We start from the raw sequence: 14,816 nt of genomic DNA on the forward strand, positions 1-14,816 counted from the left end.
ACAAGATATTACGTTAATTAACAATGTTAAGACGACATCTGAAAGTCACTATATCTTGGTAATTTAACCATACTATATATGGTGCCGTATCATAGGCATTATAACTTATATAGAATAAATATGCCTGATTATACTATCAAAGATATTTTTGGCTTACTTAAAACCACATTCAGCGAGTTCATGGAAAACAACTCGCTTTTGCTGGCAGCTGCTCTTGCATTTAACGCTATATTCTCCATTCCTCCCCTACTCATTATCATTATAAGAGCAGCAGGAGCTATTTTCGGAGAAAAAGCCATCTCCGGAGAGCTATCTAGTCAGATATCGAAAGCTATTGGGCCACAGGCAGCCCAGGAAGTGGAGGTTATCATACAAAACGCAGAGGTAAGCGAGTCGAGCGGGTTAGCCCTTTGGATTGGTATAGGTACGCTGATCTTTGCAGCCACCACTTTTTTTGTAACCCTGCAGCAATCATTAAACAAAACCTGGAACCTGAAGGTAAAGCCCACCAACAGTATTATGCGCATGGCCAAAGAACGCGTTTTTTCTTTTGGCATTATACTTAGCATTGCCTTGCTTATGCTGGTGTCGTTTGTACTTAGTGCGGCCATCTCCATCATGAGTGATTATATATCAGACATGCTTCCCGGTTTAGGTGTGTGGGTCATAAAGCTAATAGACTTTATTGTTTCGGTGGGGATAATCACGCTGCTTTTTGCCCTCATATTTAAGTACCTGCCGGATGCCCGGATTCGTTGGAAAGACACATTAATAGGCGCATTTATTACTGCATTACTTTTTGGCATTGGCAAGTTTTTAATAAGCTGGTATATCGGCACATCCGACCCTGGGTCTGCTTATGGCGCTGCGGGTTCTATTATAGTTATACTTGTCTGGATATACTATTCCTCGATGATCGTGCTTCTAGGGGCTGAATTTACACAACAGTATGCCCAAAAGTATGGCCAGCGCATCAGGCCAAAAGAGCACGCCGTGTTTGTGGAGGAACGTGAGGTAACAGAAGACAAAGCAGACAAACAAAGCGGCAGGCCGCCTGCTGAGGGAAGGTATAAAGAGCATTAAAAATATCGCGCTACCAAAACAGGTAGCGCGATATTTTTTACTTGAACATAATACCTACAGCGAGACTGATTTCCTGTATTTTAGTATCTACTGCCAACGCGCTCGAAAATCCTCCTCTCCTCGATAAACGCAGTTCGGTCACAAAGTCCATCTTTTTAGAAATAGGAGCCAAAATCCCTGCTCCGCCTATCAAACCGAAATTTGCTTTTTTGTACTTCTCCATTGCGTCTCCTGTATACTGCCTTTCGTAGGAGGTATCTTTATTATAAACAGAATGGCGAACACCGTCCATACTCAGCAGTAAAGTATAGCTTGCCCCAAGGTTCACGAAAGGCCTGAGTTTACCTTTGGGATATGTATAGCGGAGCATAAGCGGAAATGAAAGAAACTGTGCATCAAAGCTAACATCAAATTCACCCTCAGATCCATTCAGGGTTTTTGCTTTGTTAAAGGCCTGGGTTTTTAGTCTGGAATAGAAAGCCCCTGTGTAAACCGATAATTTCTCGTTAACCTCTCTAAGGTTCAAATCAACTGCTATGCCTCCGGTTATAGAGGTATAAGGGTCAAATTCACCGTAGTACTTAATTGCTTCTTCTTCTCCTGAGATAGTGAGTTGCTGCACTGATCCTCCCACCAGAACACCGGCAGAAACTTTGAATTTATGATCTCCTTCTTTTGCAAAGCCTTCTTCTTTTGGGGCAACACATGCGTTGTAGTTGTTCACTAGTTTCTTCAGGCTGCTTTGCTTAAGCTCTGTTCTTTCAATTTGGCTTTGCATGCCGTCGCAACCGATAAGCGCAACCGTAAGCACACTAATATAAGGCTTTAAAACACTGTTATAGGTTTTACCATTACTGTCTTTTAACTGCCTCGTTTCTTCCTTGAGTTCTACCAGCTTGCCTTCCACTGTTTCGATAAAGAAACGCTCCGTTACATCTGTTTCTCTCAGGAAGTATAGATTGGCCTTGCCCAGCGCCAAAGCTTCAAGAAAGAAAAATTTTGCAACACTTTCGGAACCTGGAACCTGCTTAGTTATATAAAGCTGGCCTTGGTCAAAACCATACTTCTGAAGAGCATCCGGCGTATAAATAACTGTGCTACTTTCATTATTTCGCTTAAAGGCTACCTCTCTCCCACGCTTTACTTCTCCCCTATAGTCTAGCAAACCATCCACTCTTTCACCGGAAGAAAGAACTACGAAACCTGGCTTAAAATTACTTTGTGCAAATGAGATTAATGGAAAAAGAAGAATCACTAAAAAGCTGTAAAGCTGTCTCATATAGTACTTTATATATATATTATCAATAGTCAAAAGTAATAAAAGACATACAAGCAAGAGAGGGCTTCCCTAAATTTTCAGGAAGCCCTCTCTTGTATACTTTACAGAAGTGTTGATATTACGCTGTCTTCTTCTCCTTCACGGCCAACTGCCCACAGGCAGCATCAATATCCTTACCACGGCTGCGGCGCACATTTACCTGCACGCCTCTGTCAGCAAGGTAATAGATAAAGTCCTGCAGGCGATCATCGTTGGTGTTTACGAAATCGGCATTCTCAATCGGGTTATACTCTATCAGGTTTATCTTGCACGGAATGAGTTTAGAGAAACGCAGAAGCTCTTCGGCATCTTCCAGCGAGTCGTTAAAGTTATCGAACACGATGTACTCGTAAGTTACCTTGCGGTCAGTTATTTCATGGTAATACTTCAGTGCATCAGTTAGAGCCTCCAGCGAGTTGGTCTCGTTAATCGGCATGATCTGGTTGCGTTTCTCGTCGTTGGCAGCGTGCAGTGAAAGAGCCAGGTTAGCCTTCACACCATCATCTGCCATCTTCTTGATCATCTTGGCAATACCGGCTGTGCTTACCGTAATGCGTCGTGCTGCCATACCCAATCCATCGTGTGCAGTAATGCGCTCAATACTCTTCATTACGTTGGCGTAGTTCAGCATCGGCTCCCCCATACCCATATAAACTATGTTGGTAAGCGGTGTACCGTACTGGCGCATGCTTTGCTCGTTTATGCGCACCACCTGGTCGTAAATCTCGGCGGCATCTAGGTTGCGCACGCGGTCCATGTAGCCGGTGGCGCAAAACTTGCAGGTAAGCGAGCACCCAACCTGGCTGCTCACGCAGGCGGTCTTACGCTCGTTGTGCGGTATCAGCACACCCTCTACAATATTGCTGTCGTGAAGTTTAAAAGCAGATTTGATCGTGCCGTCGTTGCTCAGCTGCTCAGTAGCCACCTCTACCGCGTTAATGGCAAAGCACTGCTCCAGTTTCTCGCGCAAAGCCAGGCTCACGTTGTTCATCTCTGAAAAGGACTGGGCTGAGTGCTTCCAGAGCCACTCGTATACCTGCTTGGCACGAAACGGTTTCTCGCCCTGCTCCACCAGCCACGCCTTCATATCGTCAAGTGTTAGCTTACGGATGTCTTTTTTATTGATGATGTTTATATCTGCAATCAAATTCATACTGCAAAATTACAAAAATCTTCAGGCTTTAGTTTCAATTTTCGCCTTTACTTCGGCAGGCAGGGCCATTAATTTCCGGTTCTGGTAATCAAAGCACAACATTCCTGTTTTAGCGCGCGCCACTTCTTTGTCCTGCTGGTTTACAATATGGTACGTAATATCGAAGCCATACTTGCTGATATCGTCGAAAGCCAGTTTTATACGTAGCACATCGCCATAAAAGCCTTCACCTTTATACTCTATCGCCACATCGGCCATGATCATACCGGCTCCGCCTATGTTAAGCTCACTCCAGCCAAAGTGCCCCAGCAGTTGCATGCGCGCCTCATGTATGATAGAAAGCAGCGCATCGTTGCCCAGGTGGTTGCCGTAGTTAAGGTCGGTTATGCGTACGGGTATGGTTGTTTCAAAGTGTATATGCTCTGGTATAGTTACTTTTATTCTTGCCATTTGTGCTCTTTTGTAATAGATTTAGTTTTATACTTGCATAAAGACGCAAGCTGCCGAAAGTTATTATTTATTTGTGCTTGGCATTTAAAGGTTGCCAATAAATCAGTATTAGTTGTAGCCTGTGCCTAGGTTTGCTTACCTTTGTAAAGTAATACAAAAAACATGCACCTCGAAATCCGACAGACCAAAGACGGCTCTAACACGCTTTATGTACCTGAGCTAAACGAGCATTATCACTCGGTGCATGGTGCATTGCAGGAGTCGCAGCATGTGTTTATAAAGCATGGGCTGGAGCATGTGATGTCTTCTAAAAAAGATATCAAAATTCTGGAGGTTGGATTTGGAACAGGCCTTAACGCTATACTTACTTACCCTTTTGCACTAGCAAAAAAAGCCTTTCTACAGTACGACACTTTAGAGAAACACCCGCTGCAGCAGGAGGTGGTAAACCAGCTGCAATTCGATAAGGTTATACTTAACCCGGAACTGCACGATGTGTTTCTAAAAATGCATGCTGCTCCCTGGAATGAGCCGGTAGATCTGATTCCATACTTTACGCTGCAGAAGATGCACGAAACGCTTGAGGAGTTTGTAGCGCCGCAATCATACTACGACATAGTATACTTTGATGCTTTTGCCCCTGAGAAACAGCCGGAGCTTTGGTCGGAAGAAATGTTCGTGAAGCTTTACAATGCCATACGACCTGGTGGTGTGCTGGTTACTTACTGCGCCAAGGGCTCATTTAAGCGCAACCTAAAGGCCGCCGGCTTTGTGGTAGAGGCACTGCCGGGACCTCCGGGCAAACGCGAAATGACACGTGGGTTAAAGCTTGTAGAGTAGTTCCCCATACTTTTTCATACTGTAAATCAATAAGTTAAGCCACAATAATTAGTATTATACTTATATTATTATTGCACCAGTACATTTATTCAACGATTGAACTTTAACTTTCCGGATAATGTATTATTTTGCAAAAGCATGAAACACTCTTTACAAATTTAATTCCTGATGAAGAAATTTTTTAGAATAGCACTCAGCCCATTAAGGGCAATTGGCAGAGGCGTAGTAAAACCATTCCAGTCAAAGTATGAGGTTGTTTGCACAAACTACCACGTAATTCCGGGAATGCCTGTAAATAAAAATCAGCAAGTACATGCTTTTGAGCGAGGTGCTGCCTTAGAAGCCAGAGAGTTTTATGTAAAAGTTGTTTCGTCTGAGATGACCCGTACGATGGCCCCCGTAGAAGTACAGCTTAGGAAAATATACCTGAGAGGCAAAACCATGGAGCAGAAGCAATTTGGTCCGGTTGAGCAGCTAAAAAGCCTGAACGCAAAGAAAAAATAAGCAACTGCTATAAACATACGTGCGCCCTTCTGATATAAACCGGAAGGGCGTTTTTGTTTATGCACAGGTATAGCGGCTGTTTTAAAAAATACAGGCTACAGCTCTTTTGGGTCGGCATGGTTTCAGGCTATGTTATCAGGCTTCTTAACTTCATACTTTTAATTGCGTACTGCTGCTGTATAAACAATATTCGCAACTGTTAATACACCTGCTGCATTACCTTAACACGCACCCATGAAAAACGCAGCAATTATTTTTCTGCAGGCCTTAGGCACTTTTTCTATACTTGCTACAGCTTTGCCCCTGCTTGATGCACAGCAATGGTATGTACGCGTGTTTGATTACCCACGCATGCAAATTTTTGCTCTGGCATTCATCATTTTTATACTTTACCTGTGGTTAGGCCCAAAGAATCGCATCCGAGATAAGTTCCTGCTTGGCGGTCTTGCTATAACTATTGTATATCAGGCCTTCAACATTTACCCCTATACTTTTATAGCACCTAACCAGGTAAAACAGGCAGAAGCGGACAGTGCAACAGATGCAACTCTAAGTATACTGGTTGCCAACGTACTGATGGATAACAAGGAACATAAGAAGCTGATTAATCTTACCCAGGAGAAGAACCCAGATATTTTATTGCTGCTAGAGTCGGATTCTGTATGGCAGCAAGCTGTAGTTCCTGCTTCTAAAAAATACCCATACCGGGTAGAAATCCCCCTGGATAACACGTATGGTATGCACTTGTACAGCCAGCTACCTCTACGCCAGGAAACTGTAAGCTATCTGCTTGATGATGATATTCCTTCTATTAAAACTTTTGTGCAACTGCGTAGTGGTACTTGGGTAGAACTGCATGCTGTACATCCTAAACCACCTGTACCAACCGAAGATCCCAACTCCAAGAAGCGCGACGCAGAGATTGTAATGATTGCCCGCGACATTACCAGTTCACAATACCCGGTTGTGGTAGCCGGCGACTTTAACGATGTGGCCTGGTCCAGAACCACTGAGCTTTTCCAGGAAGTAAGCGGCCTGCTGGACCCACGCATTGGTCGAGGCTTTTATAACACCTTTAATGCTAACTACCCGCTTCTGCGCTGGCCCCTGGATCATATTTTCCATTCCGATCATTTTAAACTGATCGTTATGGAAAGGCTACCCGATATAGCATCTGACCACTTCCCGATCTATATCAAACTAAGCTATGCTCCTGAAAACAAGGGTGAGCAGAAAAAGCCAGAAGCAGACGAGGACACAGAAGAAGAAGCAACCGAAACAATAGAGGAAGGCAAAAAAGAAGCCAGGGAGGAAGGGAACTAGCTATACCATACTCCATCCGGCATCACCACGGCATCCAACGGCACATCAAATGGATTAGAGTCTGCTATACTTTCCACAGGCGGCTCCAGCGACAACCCGATTTTTAGTACATCTGGGCGGCAATCAGCCAGAAAACGATCATAAAAGCCCTTGCCGTAACCTACACGGTGCCCGGCTTTATCAAAAGCCAGCAAAGGAATCAGCACAACATCTACTTCGTTTGCGTGAATGATACGTGCATTCTGCGGCTCTGGTATACCCCAGGCATTCTCTAGTAAAACAGCTTCGTCGGTCAGGTGGTGGTGAGTAAGTATGTTCTGAGCCACATCGGTTACAGGTACTGCCACACGTACTTCGGGATGCTCTTGCCTAAGCCGCTCAATTATAGGCCAGGTATTTACTTCGTTATTTTTAATGATCGGCAAAAATACGTGCACCGTCTGCTCTGCCTCAAGCGGAAAGTTACTAAAAAACTGATTAGCTATACTTTCGCTGCGCTTTTGAACAACTTCTGCTGGCAAAGCACGACGGTTCTGCAACATCTGTTTCCGCAGTTCAGCCTTCTGCATTATTCTTCCTCCAGTATAGTAAACTTAAACTCGAGTGGGTCGAATGCCTCTACCAGGGCAGGTATAAAATCCGGGTTGTTGGTTTGGTAAGTAAGCAGGTTGTCGTGGCGTTCCTGCAGGCTGCCGTTCGGAAACAGTTTCTCCTTAAGGTTCTCTAGTTGCTTAAACGTTTGCTCGTGCTTGGCGTCGCGTGCCTTTGATATCTTCTTCTCCAGCATCTGCAGCGCATTATTAGCTTTTTGCTCTTCAGCAGCTACTGCCCTTACCAAGGTAGGATCTATGGTTTGGGCCAACTCCTCAACTTCTGCAAAGGCAGCTGCTACAGCTTTGCGCTGTGCCTCCAGGTTTATCTCCTCTTCGTGTATTTGGCTGGATAGGTGCTTTTTCAGGTCGAGGTAAGACTGAAACGTTTCTTCCGGCTTCAAGCCTAATTTGTGCATGCGGCTGGCGTTACCACGTGTAATGTAAAGTGCTGAGTTGCGCAGCATCAGTATCGGAAAGGCAACGTTGCAAGCCTCAAACAGCTTCTTTAACTGAAACCAGTAAGCCACTTCAGCCCCTCCGCCAATGTACGCCAGATTTGGCAGCACCAACTCTTCATACAGCGGCCTGAGTATAACGTTCGGGCTAAAGCGCTCCGGGTGCTGGTTTGCCTCCTGCAGCATTTCTTCTAACGTATAACTCAGATCAGTATTGAGCACTTTATACTTGCCATCTTCCTGCACAATACGCTCACGCAGGCTATCCTTTAGGTAAAACAGGTTTATCTCGCGAGAGTATACTTGTGGTTTGTAGCCTGTATTCTCTAACTGCGCATTTGCCTCCTCAACCAACTTATTGGACAGTTGTTCCGTCAGTTCTTTCTCTACTACAGGTGTAAGGGCTGCCTTCAGTTGAGCATCATCCCCATCTATACTTACCAAACCATACTCCCCGAACAAAGCATGCGTAATGGCACGGGTTGCATCGGCCAGGGTTTTACTGTTACGGTAAGCTTCATCAAAAACAGGATAGGTTTCCGGCAGTTCTTCCAGTAGTTTATCTAAACCTTCTGTTGAAAAACGACCTACTGCGCCCTTTTGTGTTGTTTCCCATTTGTACCCCTTGCCAAACAGGTTAAAATGGTTGATTTCGGCAAAGTCATGGTCTTCGGTTGCCATCCAGTACACCGGTACAAAGTTGTAGTCCGGGTACCTCTGCTGCAATTGTTTGCAGGTGTTTATGGCTGTGATGATTTTATAGATAAAGTATAAAGGGCCTGTAAAAATATTGAGTTGATGGCCGGTGGTAACAGTGTAGGTATTAGGCTGCTGCAGCAAGTCTATATTTTGCTGCACTTTGGAGTGGATACCAGAGATGGAAGTATACTGTTGTTGAAGTGCCTGGTGTAGTGCCTGCCTTTGTTCTTTGCTAAACTTTTTTTCTTTTATCTGTTCCTCAAAAGCATCCAGCGTTGGGAAGCGGTTAAAGAAAGGTAATAGCTTTTCGCTTTGACAGAGATAGTCTGTTACTGTTTTTGAAAACGCGCCTGTAGCAGCGTAATCCATTCTAATCACTTTCATAGTTGATACTTCCATCAGCGTATTTGGCGTAGGGTATAGCCTCTTTAACAGTTTTAACCCAATTGTGTTGCAGCGTTTATACTTTGATTAGCTGTCTTGCAAAGTTAAAGTTTTTATAACGCTATCGCAGACATTACGACAGAAAGCAACTGCAGTAGGCCAGGCGATAAAACTTATCAATTATAAAACGTAAATAGCTTATACGATTGAGATAAAACTATGGGATTACTAAGCGGTATAATGGGACACGCCTCTGAGGTGTCCATCGAAAAAATAACAAAGGAGTTTCAGCCTATACTTTTAGAAGATGAGCGGATAGAAAAGGCATACAAGCTGATCCGGGACATGCTAGTGTTCACGAACAAACGGCTTATACTTGTAAACAAGCAAGGCATAACCGGCTCTAAGATCGACTATCAAAGTATACCCTACAGTAGCATTAAGATGTTTTCGAAAGAAAGCGCCGGCATCGCCGACCTGGATGCAGAACTCAAGATTTGGCTTACCGGAGAGACAGAGCCAACTATAAAACAGGATTTCAGAAAGGGTGATAATATTAACGAGGCGTATCGGGTGCTGAGTAAGTATGTGTTGTGACCTCCCCCTGCCCCCTCCTAAAAACAGGAGGGGGTACTTTAAAGCTGTTTAAAAGTAGCAGATATTCTTTGTAGTATCTGTTCAGGTTGCGCAAACACTTCACTGTTTCTAATGCGGACAACTTTGTAGCCTAAATTTTGAAGTGTCTCATCCCGCACCTTATCATTGGCTATTGCCTCAGGAGTGTCATGCACAGAACCATCAACCTCAATCACCAATTTTTCTGATGCACAGTAAAAATCCACAATATAGTTGCCGATGCTATGCTGCCTTCTGAATTTGCAACTACCCAGTCTGCGCTTTCGAAGCAAGCCCCACAATTCCTTTTCTGCTGGCGTCATATTACTTCTCAATCGTGATCGCACTTGCCTTAGCTTGGGTAAGCTGTGCAACTGGTCGTTCCGCATAATTTTCTACTTTGCCAGCTAACACTATAGCATCTCTGATATGTTCCTCCGGCCCCAATAAAAAAGCCCACCAATATGGTGGGCTTAAAAGTATCTCTACACCCCCTCCTGTTTTTAGGAGGGGGCAGGGGAGAGGTTAACTCACCACCTCGCCATAAAGGTCAAAATCAGAAGAATCTGTAATTTTCACGTTAGCAAAGTCTCCAAGGCGTACATAGTTGTTATCAGCAGGTACTAGTACTTCGTTATCAACTTCCGGAGAATCGTATTGCGTGCGGCCAACAAAATAGCCGCTTTCTTTACGATCGAATAATACCTTATAAGTTTTGCCTACTTTCTCTTCGTTCATCTCCACAGAAATCCCCTGTTGTAGCTCCATAATAGCATCGGCACGTTCCTGCTTCACCTCATCCGGCACGTTGTCTTCTAAAGTATAGGAGTGCGTGTTGTCTTCGTGAGAGTAAGTAAAGATACCCAGTCTGTCAAAGCGCGTCTCTTCTACCCAATCATACAGCTCCCGGAAGTCCTGATCAGTTTCGCCTGGGTGGCCTGCGATTAGCGTAGTTCTTAACGCAATATCCGGCACGCGCTGACGGATTTGGTCTACCAGCTCAATTGTTCTGCGCTTGCTGATACCACGGCGCATGGTCTTCAGCATATTGTCTGAGATGTGCTGCAGTGGCATGTCGAGGTATTTACAGATATTGTCGCGCTCGTTCATTACATCAAACACCTCCATCGGGAACTGCGATGGGTAAGCATACTGCATGCGTATCCACTCGATACCATTTACATCAGACAGGTTCTTTAACAGGTCGGCCAGTTTGCGCTCTCCGTAATGCTGCAGGCCGTAATAAGTAAGGTCTTGGGCAATAAGTACAAGTTCTTTTGTTCCCATACTTGCCAGGCGCTTCGCCTCCTTCACCAGGTCCTCGATTGGGCGATCTACGTGCTTGCCGCGCATTAAAGGAATGGCACAGAAAGAGCAAGGGCGGTTACAGCCTTCTGCAATTTTAAAGTATGCGTAATGCGAAGGTGTTGTTAACAAACGCTCTCCAATCAGTTCGTGTTTGTAGTCAGCCTCCAGGGTTTTAAGAAGACGCGGCAACTCCAACGTACCGAAGTAGGCATCTACCTGCGGTATCTCTGCCTCTAAAGAATCTTTGTAGCGCTGTGAAAGGCAACCTGTTACATACAGCTTATCTATCTGGCCAGCCTCTTTAGCATCAGCGTAGCGCAGAATGGTATCAATAGATTCCTGCTTGGCATTATCTATAAAACCGCAGGTGTTTACGATAATGATATTAGAATCGTCTTTGTCAGACTCGTGCGCCACATCAAACTCGTTGGCACGCAGCTGCCCCATCAGTACTTCCGAATCCACCAGGTTTTTAGAACAACCCAATGTAATTACGTTTACCTTATCCTTCTTTAAAGATCTTACTTTCACTTAATCTATATTTATGAATACGCTACAATCGATAAAAACCTTTATCAGGCTATAATGGTTCGTTTTGAAAACCAGTTTGCAAAGGTACAACATGTTTGTGTAATAAAGGGCAGGCAGCTAAGCAATTGATTCTTATACTTTGGCAGCTCCCATTATACTTAAGCGGTTCATTTTTCTTTTACTCCTTTATCTATTTTTGAGGGAGGCTGGCGCGATAGTGTTGCTTACTTCTAACTTTTCCAGTAATTATATATCAAAAAAACAAAATGAAAAAAGCTATACTCACCTTAATCAGCTTCTTGGTCTATTTCAATAGTTTCGGGCAGCAACAGACTACAATACACGATATCGTTACTATAACCCTGCCCAATAAGGTTGAAAAGTTAACAGAAGAGAAATTGACTGCTCTTAAACCAAGTGAAGGCAAATCTTCTCCTATCTCTCATGAGCATTTTAATGGTGAGACTTATAAAGGGAAAGACATTCTCATTCAGTTAAATGCCGGTTCAATTACGCCAAAGCCTAATTATTTGGAACAAGAGAAAAGAGGAATAGATTACCTCTTCAGCTTGTCTCAACCTCAAGTGTACAGCTCTTCAATTAAACACTATCAGAACCAGTCTGTGGTAGTCGCTAACTTCGAAGATGCTGGAAAAGATAAGGGCTACTTCTTGATTAGAAGTTACAACAAAACCGGAGACAGTATACTGGTAGGAACTTTGGAATACGACAAGGACAAGAAAGAGGCAGCAGAGAAGGCTTTAGATGAAATGCTTAAAAGCATAAAGTTTAACAGACAGTAACACAATACAGCTTTGTTAGTTCTCCGTTGTGCGAGGGCAACTTGTAACTAAAGACTGTAGCAGCCATGCATGTGCATCAGCCTTATTTTTCATTAGCTCAACTGCTATCGGCAGTTGATAACTTGTTACAAGCAGCTTAATTACCTGGTACAGGTTGTTGTCCCAAAGGTAGTCCGGCGACTCCAGGAGCAAGATATTCTTTAGAGGGGTGTTTGGAATGTTTTGGATAAAGACATCAATGATTCTTTCATTAAGCACTCCGCCAGCAGGTATGCCCGAATCTATAACAAGGTTTTCTACTTGTTTCTCATACATGTATTCGAATAGGGAAACCACTGTCTGGAAAAACTCCTCAGACTCAACACTTAACTCATCAGCCCATTTCACACTTAATATTGCAGAAGCCTCGTCGTGTGCCAACTCCATCAGGCCGATATTAATTACCCTCATTACAGGTGCTCATTTAAATATAGCCTAAGTTATAAACTCTCCAGTAGAAACATATCTGCTTCAGATTACTTTTCAATAAGCTATAGTGCAGCATTTAGACTCCACCTCTTGTTACAGTTCTCTGTAGAACCAGCGAAGTTGCTTTTTGTTTCGCAGCAATACTTATGAGTGCTAATTAGTTTTTCTATTGACAGGATTTAATGAAAATGCCAGAATTGGCATATAGGTAAACATGAGCCTGGGGCAGCAAACTATTGGAATGCAGCTAAGCACAAAGTGTACTTTGGGAATGGATTTTTAACTAAGGCTTTACTGGAAACTACTAATAGCTTGCCTGATAATTGATCAGAAACTCTACCTGTGTTACCTGCCCCTGCTGTACCTCTACCGGATAGATGTTCATCTCTCCATCGAAAAGGTTTGCAAACAGTCCCTTTTCTTCTTTTGAGAAAAGACTATACTTACCGGGTTTCAGGCTAACTGCAAAATTGCCGTTAGCATCTGTTGTAACCTGCGTAACTAGTTTAGTTTGGATATTGGTATGGAAAACACCATCTGTGGTTTTTGCCTGGTTGCTGTTGGTAAGTTCGTAGATGTATAAGGTGCGTTGCACACCTCTGCCCTTGCTTGGCGGCGCATCCGGCGACGGCATCTGGTTACCAGCTTGCCACAGCACTATACCGGCTATACCTTGCTCTATGGGTGCCTGTTGGTCCTGTGCTTGCTCGGCAGTAGCAACAGGTGCCTGCTTCTGTTGTGTGTTTGCCTGTTCCGTCTGTTCTTGTGGGTTGGCAGATTGCGAGGACTTAGAACCGTTGCATTGCATAAACAGTAGCGCCAACGGCAACACCAGAAGCTTCTCCATGGCTTTTATACTTTACTTGCGTGAAAAGAAAGACTCAACGAATTCGTGCTTGTCGAACAGTTGTAAGTCCTCAATTTTCTCGCCAACTCCGATATACTTCACCGGAATTTTAAATTCATCTGAAATACCGATCACTACACCGCCCTTGGCTGTACCGTCCAGTTTGGTAATGGCAAGCGCCGTAACATCAGTGGCTTTGGTAAATTCACGTGCCTGCAATAACGCATTCTGACCTGTGCTGCCATCAAGCACCAATAATACCTCATGTGGGGTATCCTCGGTTACTTTCTGCATCACACGCTTTATCTTGGCAAGCTCGTTCATCAAGCCAACTTTGTTATGCAATCGTCCGGCTGTATCAATGATCACTACATCAGCGTTCAGCTCCACACCTTTCTTTACAGCATCGTAGGCTACAGAAGCTGGATCTGTGTTCATGCCATGTGATATTACCGGCACACCCACACGCTCACCCCAGATGATCAATTGGTCTACGGCTGCGGCACGGAATGTATCGGCAGCGCCAAGAACAACTTTCTTACCTGCCTTGTGGAATTGAGCAGCTAGTTTACCAATCGTAGTAGTTTTACCTACTCCATTTACGCCTACCACCATGATCACATAAGGCTTGATACCTGCAGGCAGTTCGAAGTTGGCTCCGTCTCCGGCACGATTCTCTTCCAGCAGGGCTGCGATCTCTTCGCGCAGGATCTTATCAAGCTCATCGGTGCTCACATACTTGTCGCGGGCAACTCGCTTCTCGATGCGATCAATGATCTTAACTGTTGTTTCAACCCCTACGTCAGCATGCACCAGAATCTCCTCCAGCTCGTCCAGCACATCCACATCAACTGTAGATTTGCCAACAACAGCCTTGCTCAGCTGCCCGAAGAAGCTGGTTTTGGTTTTCTCTAGCCCTTTGTCTAGCGACTCTTTTTTCTTCTCTTTACTGAAAAAGTCAAAAATGCCCATACCAATGTTTTTGTAAGGATGAAGACGTACAGTGAAACTGTAATATACTAAAAAAGTCCCAGTAACGGGACTTTTTGATGTTGTCTATCTATGTAAAATAGAGTCGGCTTATTACTTCTTAGCAAGGAACTCCTGTACCTTATCTACAGGTACCATCTCCTCTTTAAAGCTGTAAGCACCAGTTTTTGGAGATCTCACAGCTTTGATAACTTTTGCCCAGTCTTTACCTGTAGCGGTCTTTAGGGTTGCAACTACCTTCTTAGCCATGGTTATTTAATTTCTTTATGTACAGTTACTTTTCTCAACACTGGGTTATACTTCTTAAGCTCAAGGCGCTCAGTCGTATTCTTTCTGTTTTTGGTAGTGATGTACCTTGAAGTTCCAGGCATGCCAGTCGCTTTATGCTCTGTGCACTCCATGATAACCTGGATTCTATTACCTTTTGCTTTTTTAGCCATCTCTCTATCGTA

At 44.0% G+C, this 14,816-nt stretch carries 18 protein-coding genes; 6 read left to right on the plus strand and 12 right to left on the minus strand.

Translation table 11 applies throughout. The features are described 5' to 3' along the window. Window positions 1-120: 120 nt before the first annotated feature. Complete coding sequence (locus K0O23_RS03045) at window positions 121-1,083, plus strand: YihY/virulence factor BrkB family protein (protein ID WP_219875922.1); 963 nt, start codon at window positions 121-123, stop codon at window positions 1,081-1,083. Window positions 1,084-1,120: 37 nt separating this feature from the next. Here K0O23_RS03045 and K0O23_RS03050 read toward each other — a convergent pair whose 3' ends face one another. From K0O23_RS03050 to K0O23_RS03060, 3 genes are all read right to left on the minus strand, one after another. Then, window positions 1,121-2,362, minus strand: a complete 1,242-nt coding sequence (locus tag K0O23_RS03050) for a porin family protein (protein ID WP_219875923.1) — start codon at window positions 2,360-2,362, stop codon at window positions 1,121-1,123. A 118-nt stretch (window positions 2,363-2,480) separates the two neighbouring features. After that, on the minus strand, window positions 2,481-3,554 hold the full coding sequence (gene rlmN / locus K0O23_RS03055; RefSeq protein ID WP_219875924.1) for a 23S rRNA (adenine(2503)-C(2))-methyltransferase RlmN: 1,074 nt from the start codon (window positions 3,552-3,554) through the stop codon (window positions 2,481-2,483). A 21-nt stretch (window positions 3,555-3,575) separates the two neighbouring features. After that, the gene (locus tag K0O23_RS03060; protein WP_219875925.1) at window positions 3,576-4,004 is read right to left on the minus strand and encodes an acyl-CoA thioesterase; all 429 of its coding nucleotides are present in this window, start codon (window positions 4,002-4,004) and stop codon (window positions 3,576-3,578) included. Window positions 4,005-4,166: 162 nt separating this feature from the next. Here K0O23_RS03060 and mnmD point away from each other — a divergent pair, with 162 nt between their 5' ends. The 3 genes from mnmD to K0O23_RS03075 all read left to right on the plus strand — a co-directional run bounded on the left by mnmD (window position 4,167) and on the right by K0O23_RS03075 (window position 6,671). Continuing rightward, entirely contained in the window at window positions 4,167-4,844 is a 678-nt protein-coding gene (mnmD, locus tag K0O23_RS03065; protein ID WP_219875926.1) for a tRNA (5-methylaminomethyl-2-thiouridine)(34)-methyltransferase MnmD, read from the plus strand. Window positions 4,845-5,012: 168 nt separating this feature from the next. Beyond that, window positions 5,013-5,348 (plus strand): hypothetical protein, encoded by a 336-nt coding sequence (locus tag K0O23_RS03070; protein WP_219875927.1) that lies wholly within the window; start codon window positions 5,013-5,015, stop codon window positions 5,346-5,348. A 234-nt stretch (window positions 5,349-5,582) separates the two neighbouring features. Further along, window positions 5,583-6,671: an endonuclease/exonuclease/phosphatase family protein gene (locus tag K0O23_RS03075; protein ID WP_219875928.1), complete on the plus strand. Its 1,089-nt coding sequence runs from the start codon at window positions 5,583-5,585 to the stop codon at window positions 6,669-6,671. On the opposite strand, the gene K0O23_RS03080 is transcribed toward K0O23_RS03075, so the two are convergent. Together K0O23_RS03080 and bshC are read right to left on the minus strand one after the other, a co-directional pair. Continuing rightward, complete coding sequence (locus K0O23_RS03080; RefSeq protein WP_219875929.1) at window positions 6,668-7,240, minus strand: 5-formyltetrahydrofolate cyclo-ligase; 573 nt, start codon at window positions 7,238-7,240, stop codon at window positions 6,668-6,670. The two genes, K0O23_RS03075 and K0O23_RS03080, sit on opposite strands and share 4 nt — an antisense overlap. Next, window positions 7,240-8,802 (minus strand): bacillithiol biosynthesis cysteine-adding enzyme BshC, encoded by a 1,563-nt coding sequence (gene bshC / locus K0O23_RS03085; protein WP_246596896.1) that lies wholly within the window; start codon window positions 8,800-8,802, stop codon window positions 7,240-7,242. Before bshC ends, K0O23_RS03080 begins: the two co-directional genes overlap by 1 nt. 219 nt (window positions 8,803-9,021) lie before the next feature. Between bshC and K0O23_RS03090 the strand changes: the two genes are divergently transcribed. Further along, on the plus strand, window positions 9,022-9,399 hold the full coding sequence (locus K0O23_RS03090) for a PH domain-containing protein (RefSeq protein ID WP_246596897.1): 378 nt from the start codon (window positions 9,022-9,024) through the stop codon (window positions 9,397-9,399). A gap of 38 nt (window positions 9,400-9,437) precedes the next feature. Here K0O23_RS03090 and K0O23_RS03095 read toward each other — a convergent pair whose 3' ends face one another. Further along, on the minus strand, window positions 9,438-9,806 hold the full coding sequence (locus tag K0O23_RS03095; protein WP_219875931.1) for an endonuclease domain-containing protein: 369 nt from the start codon (window positions 9,804-9,806) through the stop codon (window positions 9,438-9,440). A 136-nt stretch (window positions 9,807-9,942) separates the two neighbouring features. After that, complete coding sequence (rimO, locus tag K0O23_RS03100; RefSeq protein WP_219875932.1) at window positions 9,943-11,256, minus strand: 30S ribosomal protein S12 methylthiotransferase RimO; 1,314 nt, start codon at window positions 11,254-11,256, stop codon at window positions 9,943-9,945. A gap of 266 nt (window positions 11,257-11,522) precedes the next feature. Here rimO and K0O23_RS03105 point away from each other — a divergent pair, with 266 nt between their 5' ends. Continuing rightward, entirely contained in the window at window positions 11,523-12,059 is a 537-nt protein-coding gene (locus K0O23_RS03105; protein ID WP_219875933.1) for a hypothetical protein, read from the plus strand. Window positions 12,060-12,074: 15 nt separating this feature from the next. Here K0O23_RS03105 and K0O23_RS03110 read toward each other — a convergent pair whose 3' ends face one another. From K0O23_RS03110 to rpmG, 5 genes are all read right to left on the minus strand, one after another. Continuing rightward, window positions 12,075-12,509 (minus strand): hypothetical protein, encoded by a 435-nt coding sequence (locus tag K0O23_RS03110; RefSeq protein WP_219875934.1) that lies wholly within the window; start codon window positions 12,507-12,509, stop codon window positions 12,075-12,077. Window positions 12,510-12,831: 322 nt separating this feature from the next. Next, window positions 12,832-13,374: a carboxypeptidase-like regulatory domain-containing protein gene (locus K0O23_RS03115; RefSeq protein ID WP_219875935.1), complete on the minus strand. Its 543-nt coding sequence runs from the start codon at window positions 13,372-13,374 to the stop codon at window positions 12,832-12,834. A gap of 12 nt (window positions 13,375-13,386) precedes the next feature. Then, on the minus strand, window positions 13,387-14,346 hold the full coding sequence (gene ftsY / locus K0O23_RS03120) for a signal recognition particle-docking protein FtsY (RefSeq protein ID WP_219875936.1): 960 nt from the start codon (window positions 14,344-14,346) through the stop codon (window positions 13,387-13,389). Window positions 14,347-14,457: 111 nt separating this feature from the next. Continuing rightward, a complete protein-coding gene (locus tag K0O23_RS03125) occupies window positions 14,458-14,613 on the minus strand; it encodes a DUF4295 domain-containing protein (RefSeq protein WP_119432107.1) in 156 nt (51 codons plus the stop codon). A gap of 2 nt (window positions 14,614-14,615) precedes the next feature. Continuing rightward, a complete protein-coding gene (rpmG, locus tag K0O23_RS03130) occupies window positions 14,616-14,804 on the minus strand; it encodes a 50S ribosomal protein L33 (RefSeq protein ID WP_219875937.1) in 189 nt (62 codons plus the stop codon). Between the last annotated feature and the right edge of the window lie 12 nt (window positions 14,805-14,816).

Source organism: Pontibacter aydingkolensis, from assembly GCF_019443125.1.
GTDB classification, from domain to species: Bacteria; Bacteroidota; Bacteroidia; order Cytophagales; family Hymenobacteraceae; genus Pontibacter; species Pontibacter aydingkolensis.

Bases quoted from the DNA above. Each gene is read 5' to 3' on its own strand.
- K0O23_RS03045 (WP_219875922.1), top strand. From the start codon at position 121: ATGCCTGATTATACTATCAAAGATATTTTTGGCTTACTTAAAACCACA.
- K0O23_RS03050 (WP_219875923.1), bottom strand. From the start codon at position 2,362: ATGAGACAGCTTTACAGCTTTTTAGTGATTCTTCTTTTTCCATTAATC.
- rlmN (WP_219875924.1), bottom strand. From the start codon at position 3,554: ATGAATTTGATTGCAGATATAAACATCATCAATAAAAAAGACATCCGT.
- K0O23_RS03060 (WP_219875925.1), bottom strand. From the start codon at position 4,004: ATGGCAAGAATAAAAGTAACTATACCAGAGCATATACACTTTGAAACA.
- mnmD (WP_219875926.1), top strand. From the start codon at position 4,167: ATGCACCTCGAAATCCGACAGACCAAAGACGGCTCTAACACGCTTTAT.
- K0O23_RS03070 (WP_219875927.1), top strand. From the start codon at position 5,013: ATGAAGAAATTTTTTAGAATAGCACTCAGCCCATTAAGGGCAATTGGC.
- K0O23_RS03075 (WP_219875928.1), top strand. From the start codon at position 5,583: ATGAAAAACGCAGCAATTATTTTTCTGCAGGCCTTAGGCACTTTTTCT.
- K0O23_RS03080 (WP_219875929.1), bottom strand. From the start codon at position 7,240: ATGCAGAAGGCTGAACTGCGGAAACAGATGTTGCAGAACCGTCGTGCT.
- bshC (WP_246596896.1), bottom strand. From the start codon at position 8,802: ATGAAAGTGATTAGAATGGATTACGCTGCTACAGGCGCGTTTTCAAAA.
- K0O23_RS03090 (WP_246596897.1), top strand. From the start codon at position 9,022: ATGGGATTACTAAGCGGTATAATGGGACACGCCTCTGAGGTGTCCATC.
- K0O23_RS03095 (WP_219875931.1), bottom strand. From the start codon at position 9,806: ATGCGGAACGACCAGTTGCACAGCTTACCCAAGCTAAGGCAAGTGCGA.
- K0O23_RS03105 (WP_219875933.1), top strand. From the start codon at position 11,523: ATGAAAAAAGCTATACTCACCTTAATCAGCTTCTTGGTCTATTTCAAT.
- K0O23_RS03110 (WP_219875934.1), bottom strand. From the start codon at position 12,509: ATGAGGGTAATTAATATCGGCCTGATGGAGTTGGCACACGACGAGGCT.
- K0O23_RS03115 (WP_219875935.1), bottom strand. From the start codon at position 13,374: ATGGAGAAGCTTCTGGTGTTGCCGTTGGCGCTACTGTTTATGCAATGC.
- ftsY (WP_219875936.1), bottom strand. From the start codon at position 14,346: ATGGGCATTTTTGACTTTTTCAGTAAAGAGAAGAAAAAAGAGTCGCTA.
- K0O23_RS03125 (WP_119432107.1), bottom strand. From the start codon at position 14,613: ATGGCTAAGAAGGTAGTTGCAACCCTAAAGACCGCTACAGGTAAAGAC.
- rpmG (WP_219875937.1), bottom strand. From the start codon at position 14,804: ATGGCTAAAAAAGCAAAAGGTAATAGAATCCAGGTTATCATGGAGTGC.